Raw genomic sequence first — 22,355 nt, 5'->3', positions numbered from 1 at the left:
TGCCATGCGCCGCACCCTGCTTTCATGCGCTCTACTGCTCGCCGCCGGGCATGCGGCGGCCAGCACCGCCTGGGTCTCCAACGAAAAGGACAACAGCCTGAGCCTGATCGACATGCAGACCCTGCAAGTCACCGACACCCTGCCCGTCGGCCAGCGCCCGCGCGGCCTGTTGCTGTCCCACGACAACAAGCTGCTGTACATCTGCGCCAGCGATTCGGACCGGGTCCAGGTGATGGACGTCGCCACGCGCAAGATCATCAAGGAACTGCCCTCGGGCAAAGACCCTGAACAATTCGCCCTGCACCCTAACAATCGCTGGTTGTATGTCTCCAACGAAGACGATGCGCTGGTGACGGTGATCGACACCGAAACCTCCAAGGTGCTCGGGCAGATCAACGTCGGCGTCGAGCCCGAAGGCATGGCCGTCAGCCCCGATGGCAAATGGGCGGTGAACACCAGCGAAACCACCAACATGCTGCACTGGATCGACACCAGCACCCAGACCCTGGCCGACAATACGCTGGTGGATCAGCGGCCGCGTTTCGTCGAGTTCAATCCCGATGGCTCGCAGCTTTGGGCCTCGGCGGAAATCGGTGGCACGGTGACGATTCTCGATGTCGCCAGCCGCAAGATCCTCAAGACCCTGAGTTTCCAGATCAAAGGCGTGCACCCGGACAAAGTCCAGCCGGTGGGCATCAAGCTCAGCGCCGACGGCAAGTACGGCTTTGTCGCCCTCGGCCCGGCCAACCATGTGGCGGTGATCGACGCCAAGACCTTCGAAATTGTTGATTACCTGCTGGTGGGCCGACGGGTCTGGCAGATGGCGTTCACCCCGGATCAACGACAATTGCTGGCCACCAATGGCGTCAGTGGCGATGTGTCGGTGATCGATGTCGACACCCTCAAGGTCAGCAAATCGGTGAAGGTCGGGCGCTATCCATGGGGCGTGGTGGTGACGCCATGAACGCCCTCGAGGTCAGCGACCTGAGTTTCGCCTACGGCCCGCGCGAGGCCTTGCGTCAGGTGAGTTTCAGCCTGGCACCCGGGCGTTTTGCGGCGCTGCTTGGGCCCAATGGCGCGGGCAAATCCACTCTGATCGCCCTGCTCACCCGCCTCTATGATCTGCAACGCGGTGATATCCGGGTCGGCGGCTGCTCGTTGCGCGACGCGGCACGCCCGGCGCTCAAGCAATTAGGGGTGGTGTTTCAGCAAAGCACGCTGGATCTAGACCTCAGTGTCGAGCAGAACCTGCGTTATCACGCGGCGCTGCATGGTCTGTCCCGACGCCAGACCGGGCTGCGGGTCGACGCTGAGCTGGCGCGTCAGGCCCTGACCGAGCGCCGTCGCGAGCGGGTCCGCGAACTCAATGGCGGCCACCGCCGGCGGGTGGAAATCGCCCGCGCGTTGCTGCACGAACCACGCCTGTTGTTGCTTGACGAGGCCAGCGTCGGCCTCGACCCGGCCAGTCGCCTGGCGCTCAATCAGCACATCCGCAGCCTGTGCCGCGAGCAAACCATCAGCGTGCTCTGGACCACTCATTTGCTGGATGAAGTGCAACCCAGCGACGACTTGCTGATCCTGCATCAAGGCCGTTTGGTCGCCAGCGGACAAGCTGATGCGCTGAGCCTGGAACATGGCGGCGACCTCGATTCGGCCTTCGCTCGCCTGACCACCTCGCCCCCTTCAGGAGCAGTCAGCAGATGAACGCTTACTGGCAATGTTTCAGCGGTATCGTGCTGCGCGAATGGCTGCGCTTCGTGTTGCAGCGCACGCGGTTTCTCAGTGCGCTGGTACGGCCGTTGCTGTGGCTGCTGGTGTTCGCTGCCGGGTTCCGCGCGGCACTGGGCATCGCCATCATCGAGCCCTACGACACCTACATTCCCTATGAGGTTTACATCATCCCCGGCCTTGCCTGCATGATCCTGCTGTTCAACGGCATGCAAGGTTCGTTGTCGATGGTGTATGACCGGGAGATGGGCAGCATGCGCGTGCTGTTGACCAGCCCCCTGCCCCGGACCTTTCTGCTGTGCAGCAAATTACTGGCGACGTCGCTGATTTCGCTGTTGCAGGTGTACGCCTTCCTCGCGATTGCCTGGCTGTACGGCGTGCAACCGCCGGCCATGGGCCTGTTGCTGGCGTTGCCGGCGTTGCTGCTGGTGGCGTTGATGCTCAGTGCGCTGGGCCTGTTGCTGTCCAATGCGATTCGCCAACTGGAGAACTTTGCCGGGGTGATGAATTTCGTGATCTTCCCGCTGTTTTTCCTGTCGTCGGCGCTGTATCCGCTGTGGAAAATGCGCGATTCCAGCGAGTGGCTGTATTGGCTGTGCGCCTTGAACCCGTTCACCCATGCGGTGGAGCTGGTGCGCTTCGCGCTGTACGAACGCTTCAACCTCTTGGCGCTGGCGGTGTGCGCGGGGCTGACGCTGGTGTTCGCCCTGCTCGCCGTGCTCACCTTCAACCCGCAACATGCGGCCTTGCGTAAATCCGGCTGACTACTCCGAACGATAAAAAACAGGGCAAATTACTACTTTGGTACTGGTTTACCTGTCTATCGTCGCATTCACAACGCATCGCTACTGGCATGTAATGGGTTCATAACTATAAGGACTGACCCCTATGCCGCGTGCCCGACGTGTTCTGTTGCGCCCTTCTCTCGCTGCGCTGTCGCTGAGCCTGTTGCTGGGCACCGCACAGGCCGAAACAGCGCTGTTCTCCGCCGACGGTTATCGCATCGGTCTGTACCGCAGCCCGACCCCGACTCAGCTCCAGGGCGCGAGCATCATCGACACGCCCGCCCTGCAAGACCTGCTCAAGCAGACACCCCCGCCGGTGCTGATCGACGTCTACCGCCGACAATGGCTACAGGGCCGCTTCATCGAAGACCAGCCCCACGAAAACCTGCCCGGCAGCCATTGGCTGGCCAATACCGGTGACGGCGATCTGACGCCCGACTGGCAAGACTATTTTGCGCGTAACCTGAACACATTGACCGCTGGCGATCACACGCAACCGTTGGTCTTTTACTGCCGCTCCGATTGCTGGTTGAGCTGGAACGCGGTAAAACGCGCTGCTTCCATGGGCTATAAAACACTGTATTGGTACCGCGACGGACTGGATGCCTGGCAAGCGGCGAATCTGCCCGTGACACAGGCGAAGCCCGAGCCTTTTCCCTGACTTGAGCATTTGCGTGTTGTTGCCACACCCTGAAAAAAAATAATGAGGTGAAAGGCCATGTACAAAATTCTGATTGCCGACGATCACCCGCTGTTTCGTGAAGCCATTCATAACGTCATCAGCGACGGTTTCCCCGGCAGCGAGGTCATGGAAACCGCCGACCTCGACAGCGCCCTGGCCCTGACCCAGGAACACGACGACCTGGACCTGATCCTGCTCGACCTGAACATGCCCGGCATGCACGGCCTCAATGGCCTGATCAACCTGCGCAACGAGGCGCCGACCATTCCGGTGGTGATCGTCTCGGCCGAACAGGACAAGCAGATCGTGCTGCAAGCCATCACCTATGGCGCGGTGGGGTTCATCACCAAGTCCTCGCCACGGGCGCAGATGACCGAAGCCATCCAGCAGATTCTCAATGGCAATGTGTACCTGCCGCCGGACATCATCCGCACGCAAAAGAGCGGTGCCAGCCGGCGCATGAGCGAGACTCCGAGCTTCCCGCCGGAGCTGCTCCAGGCGCTGACCCGCAAACAGCTGCTGGTGCTTGAACGCATGACCAAGGGCGAGTCGAACAAACAGATCGCCTACACCCTGGAAATCGCCGAAACCACGGTCAAGGCCCACGTCTCGGCGATCTTGCGCAAACTCAATGTGCACAACCGGGTGCAGGCGATATTGAGTGCCGGGGATATTGATTTCGGGTCGTATCTTCGGCGGTAACTGCCCGGTTTGAAAGCTGACCTGTGGCGAGGGAGCTTGCTCCCGCTCGGCTGCGAAGCAGTCGTCAATCCAGGCGACTCGGTGGTTTGTAAAGGGCCGCTTCGCGCCCCAGCGGGAGCAAGCTCCCTCGCCACAGGTTAGGTGTTATCTGGATGGGCCGAGCAAATAACTCATCGCCGTCTTGAGCTTCATCGGCCGCACCGGTTTGTGCATCAGGGTGTGGCCCAGTTCGCGGATCTGTTGTTTGAGTTCGTTGCTGTAGTTGGCGGTGATCATCATCGCCGGGATCGCCGAAGCGCGACGGGCGTTGATGCGGGCCACGGCGTCGACACCGTTCTGCTCGTCATCCAGGTGATAGTCGGCGATCAACAGGTCGGCTTCGGCGTGATAATTATCCACTTGCCGCGCCAGGTCCTCCTCCGAGAGTGCCGTGACCACCCGGCAGCCCCAACCTTCGAGCAAGGTGCGCATCCCGGCACAAATTGCCGCGTCGTTGTCCAGCACCCACACCCGTGCACCGCGCAGGCGCTCGAGCATCGGTTCACTCATCAACAAACTCGGCAATGCCTTCGGCGCCGTGGCGCTCAAAGGCACTTCGACGGAAAACATCGAGCCCTTGCCCGGCCATGAACGCACGTGAATCCGGTGGCCAAGAATACGCGCGATTTTCTCGACGATCGCCAGGCCCAGCCCCAAGCCGCGATCTTGATCGGGGCGCTGTACGTCACCGCGTTTGAACTCCTGAAAAATCTCCTCCAGACGGTTCTCGGCAATGCCCATGCCGCTGTCCCAGACTTCGATGGTCAGCCGCTGGTGATGGCGCCGGCAACCGAGTACCACCCGCCCGCTGTAGGTATAGCGGATTGCGTTGCTCAGCAGGTTGCGCAGGATCCGCGCGAGCAATTGAATGTCACTGCGCACCAGCGCCGAACACGGGATGAAATGCAGCTCGAGGCCTTCACTGCGGGCCACTTGGGTGTATTCGGCGGCGAGGTTTTCCAGCAATTCGCTGAGAGCGAACGGCGCAATGTCGGCCTTGATCACCCCGGCATCCAGTTTGGAAATGTCCACCAGTGTGCCCAACAGGTTTTCCACGTCTTCCAGGGAATTGCTGACATTGCGCACCAGATTTTCGTTGGCCACTGGTTCCCGGCGCTCCAGCAACGCGCTGGTAAACAATCGTGCGGCGTTGAGCGGTTGCAGCAGGTCATGGCTGACGGCAGCGAGAAATTTGGTCTTCGACAGGTTGGCCTGCTCGGCCTCGAGCTTGGCCTCGCGCAAGCGTGATTCCACGCGGCGGCGCTCGTCGATTTCGCGCAGCAATTGGTCATTGAGGGTGGTCAGTTCGGTGGTGCGTTCGCGTACCCGCAACTCAAGGTTCTGATAGGCCTGATGCAGCGCCTCGGCGGTACGGCGGCGTTCGGTGATGTCGCGGATCAGTACGAAAATCCCCACCACTTCCCCGCTGGCCAGGCGATTGGGCACATAGGAGCGCAGCATGTAGCGCTCCTGATTGTTGATGTTGGTTTCGGCAAACTCGAACGTCACGCTCTCGCCGGCCAGGGCACGAGCCACATAGGCCTCGAGGCGCTGATAGTGCTGCTCGCTGTGCACTTCGCGCAGGCTCTGCCCGAGCATCACGCCCCGGGGCCAGCAGTACCATTCTTCATAGACTTTGTTGGTGAACTCATAGACCAGATCGGCATTCAGGTAGGCGATCAGCGCCGGCACATGGTCGGTGATCAAGCGAATCCAGCGCTCGCTTTCGCTGAGGGCTTCGGCATGCTGATAGCGTTCGGTGATGTCGGTGAAGGTGTTGACGAAGCCGCCGGTGGGCAACGGATGGGTGCGGATTTCCAGGACCCGGCCATCGTAGAGGCGCTGCTCGCATTCCTGCACGTACCGCCCGTTGGCATCGCGACTGGCCGGGGTCAGCAGGTTCAATTCGCTGTCGGCGATCACTTCGGCGAACGGCCGATGAGCCGCCACCGGGGCCAGGCCACTGAGTTCCAGGAAGCGCCGGTTCCACAACTCCAGAATGCCCTCGGCGTTGACCATCGCCACCCCTTGGGACAGGTTGTCGACCGCCCGTTGCAATAGGTGCGATTTCTGCGCCACCGCCTGCTCGCGGCGCAGGGTTTCGCTGAGTTTGACGTCGGTAATGTCGGTGAACAGGATCACCCGCCCGCCTTCCTGGGTCGGCCGCTCGCTGACTTGCAGCCAACGGCCATTGTGCAGGCGATAGAGCAGGCTTTCGTCGACAGGCGACCGGGGTTCTTCACTGAACAACCCGGTCGAAGTCATCAACCGTTTGACCTCACTCAGGCGCATGCCCGCGTTGATCCGTACCCGGCTGTTACCCCAAAACGCCTTGAAACGGCTGTTGAACAGCACGATCCGCTGCTCGGCATCGAACAGCACAAAAGCGTCGGAGATGCTTTCAATGGCGTCGATCAAGTGTTGATGGGCGGTTTCGGCCCGTAGCCGCGCTTCGCTGAGCAAATGGTTGCCAGCCTTGAGTTCGGCCATGGCCTGGTTCAGGGCGTCGGTGCGCTCACGCACCTGTTCGGCCAGCACCACCGAATGCTGGAACGCCGCATACGGGTCGTTGCCCCGGGTGATACCGGACTCGATGCGTTCGATCAACGCGTCATTGATGCGCTGCAATTTTTGGTTCTCGTGCCGCAGGCTGGCGATTTGCGCCTGAAGGTCAGCGCTGTCCAGGGGCGCGTCCTCGGGCAATGGCAACCCCGGTGAAGGTCTGGTTGATGTGCATGCCATTGAACTGTTCTCCGTAGGTGTTGAAACCCATCACCCGCTGGTCCCGCAAAAACGCGCCGATCTGCTCGAGACTGCCGGCGTCCTCCAGTTCCAGGCGCCGGAGAAAACAGTCACAGCCGATGGTCAGCAACAATTCCCCGAGACGCTCGCGCAAGCCCTCGAACAAGCCTTGCAGATTCGGCAGCATGGGGCCGGGTTTCATGACGGTGAGGACGATGCCGTTTTCCACCGCACAGTAGAAACTCAGGCTCAGGTCTGGGTGAACCTGCTGGATCGCCCGCACGTAATACTGATCGTTGATCCGTACCGCCAACGGGTGTGCGGCAAAGGTCCGGTAATCGAGGTCGGCCACCGGCACGCCGATATGCCGGGCGTACTCCTCGGCGGCCGGTTCGGCGTTGAGTTCGAATACCCGGCGCGAAGTGCTGTCGGCAGCGGTGACCACCAGTTTTTCGGCCCTGGGCAGGATGTGGTGGGTGGTGAAGACTTCGAAGTCCAGCCAGGTATTGACCAGCACCACCACCGCCGCGCCGCTGTGAAACTCGCCGCCGAAATACACATGGGTGTGGGTCAGGTAATTGTCGTCGCCGGCCGAACCGCCGAAATGCGGAATATCGCCCAACGCCGCGCTCAAGGCCGCGAGCACCATTTCTTCACGACTGGACAAGCCATCGAGCAGGGTCAGGGCGAAGCTGTTGCCCTTGATCGGCGCCAGGGTATTGCTGCGACAACCGCTGACCAGGCGCTCGACCATTTGCTGGGCATCGATCAGGCTGAAATGCTCCATCTCATCGATCAGTTCGGTAGAGATGGAAAAGTGCCGATGATCGAAGCCCACCGCGGTCACGCAGCTGCGGCCATAACCTTGGGGGGTGATTTCGCCGGCACTGGTGCAGCCCACCAGCCGAATGCCGCCGAAGCTCTGCTGCAACGCCTGCCCCAGCGCCTGCAAGTCGTACTCGGCGGAACAGAAGAACAGCACGAAGCCCAAATGCGGGTGCAAGAGTTGTCGCGCCAGATCCTGCGCCGCTTGCTGGGCATCGATGGCCTGGGACATGGCACTGACCACACCGTCGCTCTGAACCTGCTGCATCGTCGCCCCTCGCCTGTATGAGGCTCGAGTGTACGAAGCCTGCGGGCGGCGACGAATGCTACTTGGGTAGCGGGTGGGTGGTTCGATGGGATGAGAATGGTGGCCTGATCAGTGGGTGACTAGCGCAATTGTGGCGAGGGAGCTTGCTCCCGCTGGACTGCGAAGCAGTCCCCTAATACTGGCCGATGCGCGACCAGGATCGGGGCCGCTGCGCGACCCAACGGGAGCAAGCTCCCTCGCCACAGCAAGCTCCCTCGCCATAAGGAGTGGTTAGTCAACCCCTACCAGGTCAACACCGCCCCCACCGCAAACGTATCGGTGTTTTCATTCTGGGCGCTGGTGTCGTGGCCGTTGATTTCGAACTGGTTGTACTCGGCCACCAGCTTGAGGTTGTCGTTGACGTCATGGAACAGCGCAACGCCGCGAGTCTCGTAATCGGCACCGCTGCCCACCACGCCGTTACCGTCGTCCTTGGTCTTGCCATAAGACAAGGCCAGGCGGTTCTTGCCCAGTTTGTAGGAGCCCTGCAACAGGTAACCGTTGCTGTCGACATTACGCAGGGTCGGTTCACCGGCATTGTTGGTGAAGAACGGGTTAATACCTTTGGCCTGGAAACCGGAGCCGGTCAGCGACAGCCCGCCCATCTTCGCCTGCACACCGTAACCGACACCTTTGGAGGTGACGGACTCGACGTTGGAGTCGGTGTTGTCGGAGGTCTGGTAGCTACCGTTGAGCCAGCTGTAAATCTTCGCTCCGCCGAGGTCGAACTGATAGGTGATCTCGCTCTCGGTACGCGGGTTCTTCTGGTAGGCCTTGCCGGTTGCGCTGCTGTCGTTGGTGTCGACCGGGTCCATGATCCCCACCGCCACCCGCAAGCCGTCCATCATCGGGGTGCGATAGGTAATCTGCGAGGTCGGGAACGGGTACGGATAACCGCTGCCGATGTTGCCGAACGACACCCCCCCGCCGTCCACCAGGCCCAACGTATCGCTGACCTGACCGTAACCGGCGAGCAGTTCGTCGAGCAGGATGTTGGAACGGGCAAACAGGCCGAAGTCCTTGCCGATCAGCACCTCGCCCCACTCCGGGTTGGCCACCGTGCCGTAGAACTGCCGCACGTCAATGGCGGTGTTGGTGCCGTTGGTTTCGCTGTCATTGATGGTCACCCAGAACGAGGCCCGGGCGCCGAGCTTGAGGTCATCGACCTGCTTGCCCATGTTGAAACCCAGATAGTTAGGCAAAAAACCCATCTTCACCCGCGCCTGGCGCCGGTCGTACTGATCGCCGGCCCGGTCCACGTTGCTATTGACGTAGAAGGCGTTGATGTAGCCATCGGTGGAGAAAGTGGTCTGGTCCTTGTCGTACAGCATGATCTCGGCCTGGACCATCGAGCTCAGGCCCAGGGATGACAGACTAACGATGAAAGCCGGCAAGAAACGATGCTTGAAATTCTTATTGTTGTGCATGACGCGCTCCGCTACGGGGACTTGATGTCGGAGGCGATTATCGAAAGCGGACAGGCGGCGTCATACGCTGCCTTGGGGGCGGTTGTCGGGTGCTTTGGGCTGGCCGGTAGCGCGCGGCAAATTCGGCGTAAGACCGCCCGTCGGCCAGGCCCGGAACTTAGGGTGTAAGCCTGCGGGCCACACAGACGTCCACAGGAACCGGTGCGCTAGGCGAGTGCTCTAAACAGCATGTAAACGGCTACCACCACGCAGACGCTGGCAAAGCCGATCTGCAACCCTCGGGCCGGCACCCGCGCGCAGAGTTTTCGGCCGAGGATCATCCCGACGATGCTGGCGACAATGAACGACACGCCCAAACCATCGATCCGCACCCCGGCGTGAAACGCGCCAATCACCCCGATGATCGAGATCAGGCTGATCACCATCAACGACGTGGCGACGATCCCGCGCATCTGCACATCGGTCAGTTGCTTGAACGCAGGCACTATCAGAAAACCGCCACCGACCCCGAGCAACCCCGAGACCACGCCAGTGACCGCGCCGAGCGCGGCAAGGGTCGCGGTGCATTTGGCGGTCCAGGAAAAACGCCCGGTCTGTTGATCGAGCATGCAGTTCTTCTGGCCCCAGTTGGCGTGGCCGTGGTCGCTCGGACCGGCGTCGAGCTTTTCCGGGCGCAGCATCCGCCAGGCCACCATGACCATCAGCAGACTGAACAGGATTTTCAGGATCTTTTCCGGCAACTGATGAGCGAAGTAGATACCCACCGGCGAAAACACCGCGCCAAGCAAAGCAATCAACAGCGCCGCGCGATAGCGCACCAGACCATGGCGCAACCCGTCGATCGCACCGATCGCCGCCGCACTGCCCACCGCGAACAACGCGACGGGCGCCGCCTGGGTCATGGTCAAACCCAGCCCGAGCACCAGCGCCGGCACCGCAAGAATACCGCCACCGGCTCCGGTCAAGCCGAGCACCAGGCCCATGACCAGGCCAAAAAAACTTGCCAACAACATAAAACACTCATGATCCGCGAAAAAAGGCCGGGGACGCCCGGTATCGATTGAGTGACAGGATAGAGCCCGCACAGTTTTTTTCATTAATTGAATTGATGCGGGGCTGGTCAACGCAGGGAAAATGAAACTACCCTCAAGGCTTGTCCAAACAGAAACAGCCACCATGCCCGCCTTGATTGAAGCCTTCCTCGACCCCGCATCCAAGACCTACAGCTACGTAATCTACGAGCACGATGGCGGGCACTGCGCGATTGTCGACCCGGTGCTCGATTACAACGCCGCCGCCGGGCGCACTTCGACCGTCCAGGCCGACAGGATCATCGCCTTCGTTCGCCAACACCAGTTGCAGGTGCAATGGCTGCTGGAAACCCATGCCCACGCCGACCACCTGTCGGCCGCGCCTTATCTGCGCCGGGAACTGGGGGGCAAGATTGCGATTGGTCAGTCGATCAGCAAGGTTCAGGGGGTGTTCAAGACACTGTTCAATCTTGAACCAGGATTCAGGACCGACGGTTCGCAGTTCGATCACCTGTTCGCGCCAGACGAGTCATTCCGCATCGGCAACCTCAAGGCCACGGCCCTGCATGTGCCAGGGCATACTCCGGCAGATATGGCTTATTTGATCGACGGCGATGTGATTATGGTGGGCGACACGTTGTTCATGCCGGACGTCGGCACCGCGCGTTGCGACTTCCCCGGCGGCAACGCCAACCAGATGTTCGCCTCGATCCGCAAACTGCTGGCCTTCCCCGCCAGTGTGCGTCTCTTCGTTTGCCACGATTACCCGCCCGAGGGCCGCGCCCCGCAATGCCAGAGTACGGTTGGCGAGCAGCGCAAAAGCAACATTCATATTCACGACGGCGTCGACGAAGCCTCCTTCGTCGCGATGCGCACCCAGCGTGACGCCGGTTTGTGCATGCCGACGCTGTTGCTGCCGGCGATTCAGGTGAATGTGCGGGCAGGGAATTTGCCGCCCGCGGAAGACAATGGCGTGACCTACCTGAAAATCCCCCTGAACCAACTCTAGCCCCGAACGCTGCCTCGCGGTGCTCGACAGCTGCTACGGCCGCTACAACTGCGATCTTCAATTGGCCAGGGTCAGACCATTCGCCGGCAACGGCAACGCCGTCTTGTAGCGCACTTGCTTGAGCGCAAAGCTCGAACGAATGTTCGCCACTCCCGGCACCTTGGTCAGAAAGTCCATCATGAAGCGCTCCAGCGACTGGATGGTCGGCACCAACACACGGATCAAATAGTCCGGGTCGCCGGCCATCAGATAGCACTCCATTACTTCCGGGCGATCAGAAATCGCCTCTTCGAAATGCTGCAACGCCTCTTCCACCTGCTTCTCCAGGCTGACGTGAATGAACACATTCACATGCAGCCCCAGCAAGTCGGCATCCAGCAACGTCACCTGCTCGCGAATCAGCCCTAATTCTTCCATCGCCTTGACCCGATTGAAGCACGGCGTGGGCGACAGGTTCACCGAGCGCGCGAGGTCGGCGTTGGTGATGCGCGCGTTCTCCTGAAGGCTGTTGAGAATGCCGATGTCGGTACGGTCCAGTTTGCGCATGAGACAAAAACACCTGTTTTTTATGTTTATGCAGATTTTTTATCCTCAAATGACCTCCAGCGCAACGAAACACAGAGAAATATTCTTCTTGGCCCGGCCTATGATTGTTGTAGGACAAGAATTCTTTTACCGAAGAATGACTGCCAGCTCACTACAAGAAATTCACAAGATCGAGCGTAGAAGCCATGAACCAAGCGTACGAACCGCTGCGCCTGCACGTGCCCGAACCTTCGGGCCGTCCCGGCTGCAAAACCGACTTCTCCTACCTGCATTTGACCGATGCCGGCACGGTGCGCAAACCCCCAATCGACGTAGAACCGGCCGATACCGCTGATCTGGCCAAAGGCCTGATTCGCGTGCTCGACGACCAGGGCAATGCCCTCGGCCCATGGGCTGAAGGCGTACCCGTCGAGATCCTGCGTAAAGGCATGCGCGCCATGCTCAAGACACGGATCTACGACAACCGCATGGTGGTCGCCCAGCGCCAGAAAAAAATGTCGTTCTACATGCAGAGCCTCGGCGAAGAAGCCATCGGCAGCGCCCAGGCCCTGGCCCTGAACATCGACGACATGTGCTTCCCCACCTACCGTCAGCAAAGCATCCTGATGGCTCGCGAAGTGCCGCTGGTGGACCTGATCTGCCAACTGCTGTCCAACGAGCGCGATCCGCTCAAGGGCCGTCAGCTGCCGATCATGTACTCGGTCAAGGAAGCCGGTTTCTTCACCATTTCCGGCAACCTCGCCACCCAATTCGTCCAGGCGGTGGGCTGGGGCATGGCCTCGGCGATCAAGGGCGACACCAAAATCGCCTCGGCGTGGATCGGCGACGGTGCCACTGCTGAATCGGACTTCCACACCGCCCTCACCTTCGCCCACGTGTACCGTGCGCCGGTGATCCTCAACGTGGTCAACAACCAGTGGGCGATCTCGACATTCCAGGCGATTGCCGGCGGTGAAGCCACCACCTTTGCCGGACGCGGCGTCGGTTGCGGCATCGCCTCCCTGCGGGTCGATGGCAACGATTTCTACGCGGTCTACGCTGCATCCGCCTGGGCTGCCGAACGCGCGCGGCGCAACCTCGGCCCGACCATGATCGAATGGGTCACCTACCGCGCCGGCCCGCACTCGACCTCCGATGATCCTTCCAAATACCGTCCTGCCGACGACTGGAGTCACTTCCCGTTGGGTGACCCGATTGCTCGCCTCAAGCAGCACCTGATCAAAATCGGTCAGTGGTCCGAGGAGGAACACGCCGCTGTCAGCGCCGAACTGGAAGCCGAAGTGATCGCCGCGCAGAAAGAAGCCGAGCAGTACGGCACCCTCGCCGGCGGCCAGATTCCGAGCGCCGCGACCATGTTCGAAGACGTCTACAAAGAGATGCCGGAGCACTTGAAGCGCCAGCGTCAGGAGTTGGGGATCTGACATGAACGATCACAACAATAATATTCAGTTGGAAACCGCCATGACCACGACCACCATGACCATGATCCAGGCCCTGCGCTCGGCCATGGATGTGATGCTTGAGCGTGACGACAACGTCGTGGTGTTCGGTCAGGACGTCGGCTACTTCGGTGGTGTGTTCCGTTGCACCGAAGGCCTGCAGACCAAGTACGGCACCTCCCGCGTATTCGATGCGCCAATCTCCGAAAGCGGCATCGTCGGCGTCGCCGTGGGCATGGGTGCTTACGGTTTGCGGCCGGTGGCCGAGATCCAGTTCGCCGACTACGTGTATCCGGCATCGGACCAGATCATTTCCGAAGCGGCGCGCTTGCGTTATCGCTCGGCCGGCGAGTTCACCGCGCCGATGACCCTGCGCATGCCCTGCGGCGGCGGCATCTATGGCGGCCAGACTCACAGCCAGAGCATCGAGGCGATGTTCACCCAGGTCTGCGGCTTGCGCACCGTCATGCCATCCAACCCTTACGACGCCAAAGGCCTGCTGATCGCCTCCATCGAAAACGATGACCCGGTGATCTTCCTCGAGCCAAAACGCCTGTACAACGGCCCGTTCGACGGTCACCACGAGCGCCCGGTGACCCCATGGTCGAAGCACCCGGCCGCGCAAGTGCCGGACGGTTACTACACCGTGCCGCTGGATGTTGCCGCCATCACCCGTCCGGGCAAGGACGTGACCATCCTGACCTACGGCACCACGGTTTATGTGTCGCAAGTCGCCGCTGAAGAAACCGGCATCGATGCCGAAGTCATCGACCTGCGCAGCCTGTGGCCGCTGGACCTGGAAACCATCGTCAAGTCGGTGAAGAAAACCGGACGCTGCGTAGTTGTTCACGAAGCGACCCGTACCTGCGGATTCGGCGCCGAGCTGGTCGCGCTGGTGCAAGAGCATTGCTTCCACTACCTGGAAGCGCCAATCGAGCGCGTGACCGGTTGGGACACCCCCTACCCGCACGCGCAAGAGTGGGCGTATTTCCCTGGTCCGTCCCGTGTGGGCGCGGCTTTGCATCGGGTTATGGAGGTCTGAATGGGCACGCACGTTATTAAAATGCCGGACATTGGCGAAGGCATTGCAGAAGTTGAATTGTCTCAGTGGCACGTCAAGGTCGGCGACATGGTCGTCGAAGATCAGGTGCTGGCCGATGTCATGACCGACAAGGCGATGGTCGACATCCCCTCGCCGGTGAACGGCAAGGTGATTGCACTGGGTGGACAGCCGGGCGAAGTCATGGCGGTCGGCAGCGTGCTGATCAGCATTGAAGTCGAAGGCGCAGGCAACGTTAAGGAATCGACTGCGCCAACGGCGGTTATTAAAGAAGCACCTATGGCGGCGCCGAAAGTTGAAGCCGTCGTAGAAAGCACACCGGCTGCAGCGGCCCCGCGTCCGGCTGCCGCTTGCCAAGGACCGATGGTCGCCCGCGAAGCCGACGAACGTCCGCTGGCCTCCCCGGCCGTGCGCAAGCATGCGCTGGACCTTGGCATTCAACTGCGCCTGGTGCGTGGCAGCGGCCCTGCCGGGCGGATTCTGCACGAAGACCTCGAAGCTTATCTGGCTCAGGGTCAGTCGAACGCATCGACGACCACCGCCGCTTACGCCCAGCGCAACGACGAACAGCAAATCCCGGTGATCGGCATGCGCCGCAAGATCGCCCAGCGTATGCAGGACGCCACCCAGCGTGCCGCCCACTTCAGTTACGTCGAAGAAATCGACGTCACCGCCGTCGAAGAGCTGCGTGCGCACCTGAACGAAAAACACGGTGCGACCCGTGGCAAGCTGACCTTGCTGCCGTTCCTGGTGCGCGCCTTGGTCGTGGCCCTGCGCGACTTCCCGCAGATCAACGCCCGTTACGACGACGAGGCCCAGGTCATCACCCGCCTCGGCGCGGTGCATGTGGGCGTCGCCACGCAAGCCGACATCGGTTTGATGGTGCCGGTGGTGCGTCACGCCGAAGCCCGCAGCCTGTGGGACAACGCCGCGGAAATCTCCCGCCTGGCCACGGCGGCACGCACTGGCAAGGCCAGCCGCGATGAGCTGTCCGGCTCGACCATCACCCTGACCAGCCTCGGCGCCCTGGGCGGCATCGTCAGCACGCCGGTGCTTAACCTGCCGGAGGTGGCGATCGTCGGCGTGAACAAAATCGTCGAGCGACCAATGGTGATCAAAGGCCAGATCGTGATCCGCAAGATGATGAACCTCTCCAGCTCCTTCGATCACCGCGTGGTCGATGGCATGGACGCGGCGCAATTCATCCAGGCCGTTCGTGGCTTGCTCGAACAACCCGCAACGCTGTTTGTGGAGTAAGGAATGCAACAGACTCTAAATACTACGCTGCTGATCATCGGCGGCGGCCCTGGCGGTTACGTGACAGCGATCCGTGCCGGTCAGTTGGGCATTTCGACTATTCTGGTGGAAGGCCAATCGTTGGGCGGCACCTGCCTGAACATCGGCTGCATTCCGTCCAAGGCGTTGATCCACGTCGCCGAACAGTTCCATCAGACACAGCACCACAGCCAATACTCGGCGCTGGGCATCAGCGTATCGGCGCCGACCCTGGACATCGGCAAAAGCGTCGAGTGGAAGGACGGCATCGTTGATCGCCTGACCACTGGCGTCTCCGCGCTATTAAAGAAGCACAAGGTCCAGGTCATCCACGGCTGGGCGAAAGTGATCGACGGTAAAACCGTTGAGGTCGGCGACACGCGGATTCAGTGCGAGCACCTGGTGCTGGCCACCGGTTCGACAAGCGTCAACCTGCCGATGCTGCCGATTGGCGGGCCGATCATCTCCTCCACTGAAGCCCTGGCGCCGAAAAGCGTGCCTAAACGGTTGGTTGTGGTCGGTGGCGGTTACATCGGTCTGGAGCTGGGGATTGCTTATCGCAAGCTCGGCGCCGAGGTCAGCGTAGTCGAGGCGCAGGATCGTATTCTGCCGGCCTACGATGCCGAACTGACCCATCCGGTGCACGAAGCACTCAAACAACTCGATGTGAAGCTTTACTTGAAGCACAGCGTTGAAGGCTTTGATTCACAAAGAAATTCACTGCAAGTTCGCGACCCGAACGGCGACATCCTGAATCTTGCAACCGATCAGGTGCTGGTGGCCGTCGGTCGCAAACCCAACACCCAGGGCTGGAACCTCGAAACCTTGAACCTGGACATGAACGGTTCGGCGATCAAGATCGACAACCGTTGCCAGACCAGCATGCGCAACGTCTACGCCATCGGCGACCTCAGCGGCGAACCGATGCTCGCCCACCGGGCCATGGCCCAGGGCGAGATGGTTGCCGAACTGATCAGCGGCAAACACCGCGAATTCAACCCGACCGCCATTGCCGCCGTGTGTTTCACCGACCCGGAACTGGTGGTGGTCGGCAAGACCCCGGACGAGGCCAAGGCTGCGGGGATGGACTGCATCGTGTCCAGCTTCCCGTTCGCCGCCAATGGCCGGGCGATGACACTGGAGTCGAAAAGTGGCTTCGTGCGGGTCGTGGCGCGGCGTGACAATCATCTGATTGTTGGCTGGCAGGCGGTGGGTGTGGGTGTTTCGGAGTTGTCGACGGCGTTCGGCCAAAGCCTGGAAATGGGCGCCCGGCTGGAAGACATCGCCGGCACCATCCACGCGCATCCGACGCTCGGCGAGGCGGTGCAGGAAGCGGCGCTGCGTGCGTTGGGGCACGCGCTGCATCTGTAACCGCTCAACTGTGGCGAGGGAGCTTGCTCCCGCTGGGCTGCGAAGTGGCCCCAACCGCGTCACTGCGATCTGCCTGATGCACCGCAGTGTCCGGTTTTACCAGTGCTGCGCACCGGAACGGGAGCAAGCTCCCTCGCCACAGGGTTTCGAATGATGAAAGATCGGCGACAAGTTTCATGAGCTGGCTAAGAAATCTGCCAATCACCCGATAGTCCGGGCTGCGATTTAGGCCCGGAATGAAGTATTGTTGTCCCCATCCAGAAAAATGTCAGAAGCCTTGAACCGTTTCGACGGTTGTTAAGTGATAGAGGGTGTCATGGGTAACGAAAGCATCAATTGGGACAAGCTGGGTTTTGACTACATCAAGACAGACAAGCGCTATCTGTCGCACTGGCGTAATGGCGAGTGGGACAAAGGCACCCTGACCGAAGACAACGTGCTGCACATCAGCGAAGGCTCGACTGCCCTTCACTATGGCCAGCAGTGCTTCGAAGGCCTGAAGGCCTACCGTTGCAAGGACGGTTCGATCAACCTGTTCCGCCCGGACCAGAACGCCGCCCGCATGCAACGCAGCTGCGCGCGCCTGCTGATGCCGCAAGTGTCCACCGAACAGTTCATCGAAGCGTGCAAGGACGTGGTCCGCGCCAACGAGCGTTTCATTCCGCCTTACGGCACCGGCGGCGCGCTGTACCTGCGTCCGTTCGTGATCGGCGTGGGTGACAACATCGGCGTGCGTACCGCACCCGAGTTCATCTTCTCGATCTTCTGCATCCCGGTCGGCGCCTACTTCAAGGGCGGCCTGACCCCACACAACTTCCAGATCTCCAGCTACGACCGTGCCGCTCCGCAAGGCACCGGCGCGGCCAAGGTCGGTGGCAACTACGCCGCCAGCCTGATGCCAGGCTCCCAGGCCAAGAAGGCGCACTTCGCCGACGCCATCTACCTGGACCCGATGACCCACACCAAAATCGAAGAAGTCGGCTCGGCCAACTTCTTCGGGATCACCCACGACAACAAGTTCGTCACCCCGAATTCCCCTTCGGTGTTGCCGGGCATCACCCGTCTGTCGTTGATCGAACTGGCCAAGACCCGTCTGGGCCTGGAAGTGGTTGAAGGTGACGTGTTCATCGACAAGCTGTCCGACTTCAAGGAAGCCGGTGCTTGCGGTACTGCCGCGGTGATCACCCCGATCGGCGGCATCAGCTACAACGACAAGCTGCACGTGTTCCACAGCGAAACCGAAGTCGGCCCGGTCACCCAGAAGCTCTACAAAGAGCTGACCGGTGTACAGACCGGCGACATCGAAGCGCCAGCGGGCTGGATCGTCAAGGTTTGATCTGACGCCACAGTCCGTTTGAACACAAAAGCCCGGCCATCACATTGAAGGCCGGGCTTTTTTTCGCCCGCGTTTCGTGCAAAACGCCACTAGACTTGCCACGTGCAACCGCCATCAACAGGTGCCACCACAACCATGGATAAATTCTGGCGAAAGTATCTGGCCTTGCTGGAAACCGACTTCACCACGCAGGTGTTCGACAACATCAAGAACCTGCTGGTGTGCGCCCTGTTGTTCGCGGCGGGCACCAACGCGTTGCGAGGCGGTCATCAACTGTTTATGGGATTGCTCGCCTCAAACCTTGCCGGCTGGGGGTTGATTGCAATATCAGCACTGTTGATGCTGCTCAGTGTCAGCGACGGCTTGCGCCGGCTGTCCAGGTTGCCGTATCACACGGCGTTCCAGATCATCCTGGGTCTGGTTTACCTGGTGCTGGCGGTGCGGGTGGTGGAGATCGTCTGGGATTTCAGAGCGTAGCGGTCACGGCACGAGGTGTCTGCCAACTCAGCTCATCCTGAGCAATCCGGGCAAATAACCACTCCACAAAGATCCGCGTGTGAGCCGTCACGTCCGGCGCAACACCGTAGTAATAACGCGGCAACGGCATGCGCAACTCGGGTAACGGGCAGATCAGGCGTCCGCTCGAGATATGGCTGCCCAACAAAGAGGTCGGGCACAGGGCAACGCCCTGTCCATCCACTGCGGCCTGAAGCACCAGGTGCATGTGATCAAACTGCCGGGTTACCTGAGTGGCTGACTGGCTTTGACCAAAGTGCATGGCCCAATTGTGCCAGTCTTCACGGCGTGCCTTGGCGGTCAGTAACGTATGCCGACTCAGGGACGTGAGGTCTTCAAGTGGCAGGCGCTCGATCAGCGCAGGGGCCGCGACCAGCAACAGTTCGTCTTCGAACAGCGCTCGCGCCTCAATCGCCGGTGCCCAATCGTCACGACCACGGCGAATGACGATATCGAACCCGTCGCGTGCCTGATCGGGTGCCTGGGTCTGGGTGATCACCTGCGGCTTGATGCCGGGGTGCCGCGCAACGAAATCCGCCAGCCTGGGCGTCAGCCAAAGCATGGCGAAGGACGGACGCACATTGATCTTCACCGTAGGCAGCGAGGCATGCTGCTTGAGCGCAGTGGCGGCATTGGCGATCTGCGACAGCCCGGCGCTGACCTGCTCATAAAAGCGCTGGCCGGCCGGCGTCAGCACAGATTGCCGGATACGCCGCTCGAACAGCAGCACCCCCAGGTATTCCTCGAGCAATTTGATATGCCGGCTGACGGCACTGTGGCTGACATGCAGCTCTTCGGCCGCCAGGCTGAAGCTCTGATGACGAGCAGCAACGGCGAAGGCGCGAACAGCATTAAGAGGCGGTAGTGGATTCATGCGTCTAATTTAGTCACCTATGCGCTGTAATTAAAGCGTTTGTCACGCCCTCCTCGCCACGCCAATCTGCCAGCACGCAGCCAATGCCACCTGACGGAGCAAGCCATGAACAGTTACGGACTCTTTGTACTCTTCGCCACCCTGACCATTTTGAGCCCGGGACCTGGTGTGGTCCTGACCCTGTCCAACGCGGTGCGCCACGGTTGGAGGGGGGCCGTGCCGGGCATTCTGGGAATCGCGTCGGGGGCGTTTGTGGTCGCTGCCATCAGCGCCACCAGTGTTGGCCTGATACTCAGCACCTCGGCGAACGCCTTTATCGCATTGAAATACGCAGGAGCCGCCTATTTGTTGTACCTGGGCTACAAAAGCTGGCGCTCGGATCGTTTCAGCACGCTGCTTGAAACACGCCCTTCAAGCCCGGGTTATCGCTTCCTTGAAGCGGCTTCGATGCAGCTTCTGAACCCCAAGGCGGTGTTTTTCTTTTTGGCGGTGTTCCCGCAATTCATCGACACTTCGGCGCACTTCTACAGCCAGTTCATCAAGCTGGTCGCCTCCTACGGCGTACTGGTGATCCTGGTGCACGGCAGCTATGCCTTGCTCGCCAATGCCGCCAAAGGCTGGTTGTCGAGCCCGAAAGGTTCCTGGCTGACCGCAAAAGTTTCGGGCGTGACCTTCGCCGGTTTTGGCGTGCTCATGGCCTCGGCCAGTCGCTAAGTCGCAGGACTGGCGATCGCGCGGCGCCTGTTCCCGGTGGACGTGAGTGGCGCTGTCATTCCCTGAATCGGCAGTTCAACGGCGAACCGGTGACCGAGTTCCTTTCGCCCCACCGCCGTCAACGCCAACGCCCGACTGTCCAGATCCTGCGTCACCCATTGGCGTTTGATCGCCGTTTGCAGCAACGCCGCGCCCAAGGCACCGCCCAGGTGCGGCCGACGCATGCTCCAGTCCAGGCACGGGCAGGCAAAGCGGCGGCGCAAAGTGCCGAGGTCTTTGACGTCGATGCCCAATCCTTCGAACAACGCTTCACCACTGTCGCTCAATCGATAAGCCTGCTCATCGGTTTGCAGCAACCACCCCGCGTCGATCATCCGGTCATGCAGCACCACTGCCAACGTGCCGGCCATGTGGTCGTAGCAGGTGCGGGCGAATTGCAGGCGGTCCGGGGTGCGCGGGTTGAATGTCGGCACGGCGTTCTGGCCGATCACCATCAGTGCTTCGAGTGCCTGGGCCACGCGTTTGTCCGCGAGGCTGTAATAGCGATGGCGGCCCTGAACGTGCAAACGCACCAGCGCCAGTTCCTTGAGCTTGGCCAGGTGTGCGCTGGCGGTCGAGGCGCTGACTTCGGCAACCGCCGCCAGCTCGGTGCTGGTGCGGGCATGGCCGTCCATCAGCGAGCAGAGGATTTTCGTCCGCGCAGGCTCTGCAATCGCTGCGGCCACTTGAGAGATGCCAACGTCGTGTTGCTCTGCGTTCATATTTCGCTCCCGGACGAATCAAGGCCCCTTAGGACTGGAGATAGTAGCAACACTTTTCAACCATCGATAAGGCTGCGACCCATGGACCCGATCATCGCTGCGACTCACGCCGACCCTTACCCCTATTACGCGCAACTGCGTGCCGAGGGTGGATTGGTTTTTCATCAGGGACTGAAACTGTGGGTGGCCAGCAGCGCCCGAGCGGTCGCCGCCGTGCTGGCGCATCCGGATTGTCATGTGCGGCCGGCGCATGAGCCGGTGCCCAAGGCAATTGCTCAGGACATGGCGGGCAAAGTGTTCGGTCAGCTAATGCGGATGAACGAGGGTGAGCGGCAGCGTTGCCCGAGGGCAGCGATTGAGCCGGGGCTGACGCTGATTGATGGGAATGACGTCAACTCACTGGTCAGCGCTCGGTTGATTACCCCTGGAGCCGATGGGTTGTACGCGGCGATGTTTCGCGGGCCGGTCTGTGTAGTGGCGACGTTGCTGGGCTTTTCTCCGGCTCAGGGCCGGACCATCAGCGAGCTGACCGCAGACTTCGTCGCCTGCCTGTCGCCCCTCAGCAATCAGGCACAACTGGACACCGCCCATGTTGCGGCAGAACAGCTGAAGGGATATTGCATCGAGCTTCTGGCTGACCCGAACAATCGAAGCGCCCTGCTCGCCGGTATCCGGCAGCGCTTCGCCACCTCGACCGACCCGGAAACCTTGATCGCCAACCTGATCGGCCTGTTCTCCCAGACCTACGAAGCCACCGCCGGGCTGATCGGCAATGCGCTACTGGCGTTGAGCCGAAACCCGCAGATCGACCCAACTCAAGCCAACGACCTGATCGCCGAAGTGCAGCGCTTCGATCCTTCGGTACAGAACACCCGCCGCTTCGTCGCAGCGCCCTGCGAAATCGACGGCGTGAACCTGAACTCCGGCGACGTCATTCTGGTGCTGCTGGCCTCGGCCAATCGTGATCCGCTGCTCAATGACGATCCCGATACATTCCTGCTCGAACGCCCAAACCGCCGCAGCTTCACCTTCGGCGCCGGCCGTCATCAATGCCCAGGGCAGGTGCTGGCCTTGAGCATTGCCCGCGCGACGTTGACTCAGATCCTGATAATGAAACCGGCTTTGGATCGGTTGACCTGGCACTACCGCCCTTCCCTTAACGGGCGCATTCCGCTCTTTGCCTGAA

Annotated in this window: 21 protein-coding genes; 14 read left to right on the top strand and 7 right to left on the bottom strand. The window is 60.9% G+C overall.

Features of this window, described 5'->3' with window-relative positions:
- Positions 1 to 4 precede the first annotated feature (4 nt).
- From F475_RS06635 to F475_RS06615, 5 genes are all read left to right on the top strand, one after another.
- The gene (locus F475_RS06635) at positions 5 to 964 is read left to right on the top strand and encodes a YVTN family beta-propeller repeat protein (RefSeq protein ID WP_086946230.1); all 960 of its coding nucleotides are present in this window, start codon (positions 5 to 7) and stop codon (positions 962 to 964) included.
- Positions 961 to 1,704, top strand: coding sequence for an ABC transporter ATP-binding protein (locus F475_RS06630; protein WP_111453642.1), 744 nt, complete (start codon positions 961 to 963; stop codon positions 1,702 to 1,704). The genes F475_RS06635 and F475_RS06630 overlap by 4 nt, the downstream gene beginning before the upstream one ends.
- The gene (locus F475_RS06625; RefSeq protein WP_064618314.1) at positions 1,701 to 2,492 is read left to right on the top strand and encodes an ABC transporter permease; all 792 of its coding nucleotides are present in this window, start codon (positions 1,701 to 1,703) and stop codon (positions 2,490 to 2,492) included. The genes F475_RS06630 and F475_RS06625 overlap by 4 nt, the downstream gene beginning before the upstream one ends.
- 124 nt (positions 2,493 to 2,616) lie before the next feature.
- Entirely contained in the window at positions 2,617 to 3,174 is a 558-nt protein-coding gene (locus F475_RS06620; protein ID WP_064618316.1) for a PQQ-dependent catabolism-associated CXXCW motif protein, read from the top strand.
- Positions 3,175 to 3,231: 57 nt separating this feature from the next.
- The gene (locus tag F475_RS06615; RefSeq protein ID WP_111453489.1) at positions 3,232 to 3,897 is read left to right on the top strand and encodes a response regulator transcription factor; all 666 of its coding nucleotides are present in this window, start codon (positions 3,232 to 3,234) and stop codon (positions 3,895 to 3,897) included.
- A 144-nt stretch (positions 3,898 to 4,041) separates the two neighbouring features.
- Here F475_RS06615 and nahK read toward each other — a convergent pair whose 3' ends face one another.
- From nahK to F475_RS06595, 4 genes are all read right to left on the bottom strand, one after another.
- Positions 4,042 to 6,639 carry a hybrid sensor histidine kinase/response regulator NahK/ErcS' gene (gene nahK, locus F475_RS06610; protein ID WP_111453488.1) on the bottom strand — a complete coding sequence of 866 codons (2,598 nt, stop codon included), beginning with the start codon at positions 6,637 to 6,639 and terminating at the stop codon, positions 4,042 to 4,044.
- Positions 6,608 to 7,771 carry a nitric oxide-sensing protein NosP gene (gene nosP, locus F475_RS06605; protein WP_111453487.1) on the bottom strand — a complete coding sequence of 388 codons (1,164 nt, stop codon included), beginning with the start codon at positions 7,769 to 7,771 and terminating at the stop codon, positions 6,608 to 6,610. The genes nahK and nosP overlap by 32 nt, the downstream gene beginning before the upstream one ends.
- A 281-nt stretch (positions 7,772 to 8,052) precedes the next feature.
- On the bottom strand, positions 8,053 to 9,237 hold the full coding sequence (locus F475_RS06600) for a porin (RefSeq protein WP_111453486.1): 1,185 nt from the start codon (positions 9,235 to 9,237) through the stop codon (positions 8,053 to 8,055).
- A gap of 206 nt (positions 9,238 to 9,443) precedes the next feature.
- Positions 9,444 to 10,250, bottom strand: a complete 807-nt coding sequence (locus F475_RS06595; RefSeq protein ID WP_111453485.1) for a sulfite exporter TauE/SafE family protein — start codon at positions 10,248 to 10,250, stop codon at positions 9,444 to 9,446.
- Between the two features lie 163 nt (positions 10,251 to 10,413).
- Between F475_RS06595 and F475_RS06590 the strand changes: the two genes are divergently transcribed.
- Positions 10,414 to 11,277: an MBL fold metallo-hydrolase gene (locus tag F475_RS06590; RefSeq protein ID WP_111453484.1), complete on the top strand. Its 864-nt coding sequence runs from the start codon at positions 10,414 to 10,416 to the stop codon at positions 11,275 to 11,277.
- Positions 11,278 to 11,334: 57 nt separating this feature from the next.
- Here F475_RS06590 and bkdR read toward each other — a convergent pair whose 3' ends face one another.
- Positions 11,335 to 11,823, bottom strand: a complete 489-nt coding sequence (gene bkdR, locus F475_RS06585) for a Bkd operon transcriptional regulator BkdR (protein ID WP_017339472.1) — start codon at positions 11,821 to 11,823, stop codon at positions 11,335 to 11,337.
- Between the two features lie 185 nt (positions 11,824 to 12,008).
- Here bkdR and F475_RS06580 point away from each other — a divergent pair, with 185 nt between their 5' ends.
- The 6 genes from F475_RS06580 to F475_RS06550 all read left to right on the top strand — a co-directional run bounded on the left by F475_RS06580 (position 12,009) and on the right by F475_RS06550 (position 18,781).
- A complete protein-coding gene (locus F475_RS06580) occupies positions 12,009 to 13,244 on the top strand; it encodes a 3-methyl-2-oxobutanoate dehydrogenase (2-methylpropanoyl-transferring) subunit alpha (RefSeq protein WP_018929723.1) in 1,236 nt (411 codons plus the stop codon).
- A 1-nt stretch (position 13,245) separates the two neighbouring features.
- A complete protein-coding gene (locus tag F475_RS06575; protein WP_019648882.1) occupies positions 13,246 to 14,304 on the top strand; it encodes an alpha-ketoacid dehydrogenase subunit beta in 1,059 nt (352 codons plus the stop codon).
- Complete coding sequence (locus tag F475_RS06570) at positions 14,305 to 15,579, top strand: dihydrolipoamide acetyltransferase family protein (RefSeq protein WP_111453483.1); 1,275 nt, start codon at positions 14,305 to 14,307, stop codon at positions 15,577 to 15,579. It begins immediately after the preceding gene.
- Between the two features lie 3 nt (positions 15,580 to 15,582).
- Positions 15,583 to 16,968, top strand: a complete 1,386-nt coding sequence (gene lpdA / locus F475_RS06565) for a dihydrolipoyl dehydrogenase (RefSeq protein WP_111453482.1) — start codon at positions 15,583 to 15,585, stop codon at positions 16,966 to 16,968.
- Between the two features lie 316 nt (positions 16,969 to 17,284).
- On the top strand, positions 17,285 to 18,304 hold the full coding sequence (locus F475_RS06555) for a branched-chain amino acid aminotransferase (RefSeq protein WP_018929727.1): 1,020 nt from the start codon (positions 17,285 to 17,287) through the stop codon (positions 18,302 to 18,304).
- A 135-nt stretch (positions 18,305 to 18,439) separates the two neighbouring features.
- Entirely contained in the window at positions 18,440 to 18,781 is a 342-nt protein-coding gene (locus tag F475_RS06550; RefSeq protein ID WP_018929728.1) for a hypothetical protein, read from the top strand.
- On the opposite strand, the gene F475_RS06545 is transcribed toward F475_RS06550, so the two are convergent.
- The gene (locus tag F475_RS06545; protein ID WP_018929729.1) at positions 18,771 to 19,694 is read right to left on the bottom strand and encodes a LysR substrate-binding domain-containing protein; all 924 of its coding nucleotides are present in this window, start codon (positions 19,692 to 19,694) and stop codon (positions 18,771 to 18,773) included. The two genes, F475_RS06550 and F475_RS06545, sit on opposite strands and share 11 nt — an antisense overlap.
- 105 nt (positions 19,695 to 19,799) lie before the next feature.
- Between F475_RS06545 and F475_RS06540 the strand changes: the two genes are divergently transcribed.
- Positions 19,800 to 20,408, top strand: coding sequence for a LysE family translocator (locus tag F475_RS06540; RefSeq protein WP_111453481.1), 609 nt, complete (start codon positions 19,800 to 19,802; stop codon positions 20,406 to 20,408).
- Here the strand turns inward: F475_RS06540 and F475_RS06535 are convergent.
- A complete protein-coding gene (locus F475_RS06535) occupies positions 20,405 to 21,169 on the bottom strand; it encodes a helix-turn-helix transcriptional regulator (RefSeq protein ID WP_111453480.1) in 765 nt (254 codons plus the stop codon). The two genes, F475_RS06540 and F475_RS06535, sit on opposite strands and share 4 nt — an antisense overlap.
- 81 nt (positions 21,170 to 21,250) lie before the next feature.
- On the opposite strand from F475_RS06535, the gene F475_RS06530 reads away from it, so the two are divergent.
- Positions 21,251 to 22,354: a cytochrome P450 gene (locus tag F475_RS06530; protein WP_111453479.1), complete on the top strand. Its 1,104-nt coding sequence runs from the start codon at positions 21,251 to 21,253 to the stop codon at positions 22,352 to 22,354.
- Position 22,355 lies beyond the last annotated feature (1 nt).

It is taken from the genome of Pseudomonas sp. URMO17WK12:I6, assembly GCF_003253625.1.
Classification (GTDB): Bacteria; Pseudomonadota; Gammaproteobacteria; order Pseudomonadales; family Pseudomonadaceae; genus Aquipseudomonas.
The sequence above is the reverse complement of the archived record's forward strand: the minus strand, read 5'-3'. Positions and strand labels throughout refer to the sequence as shown.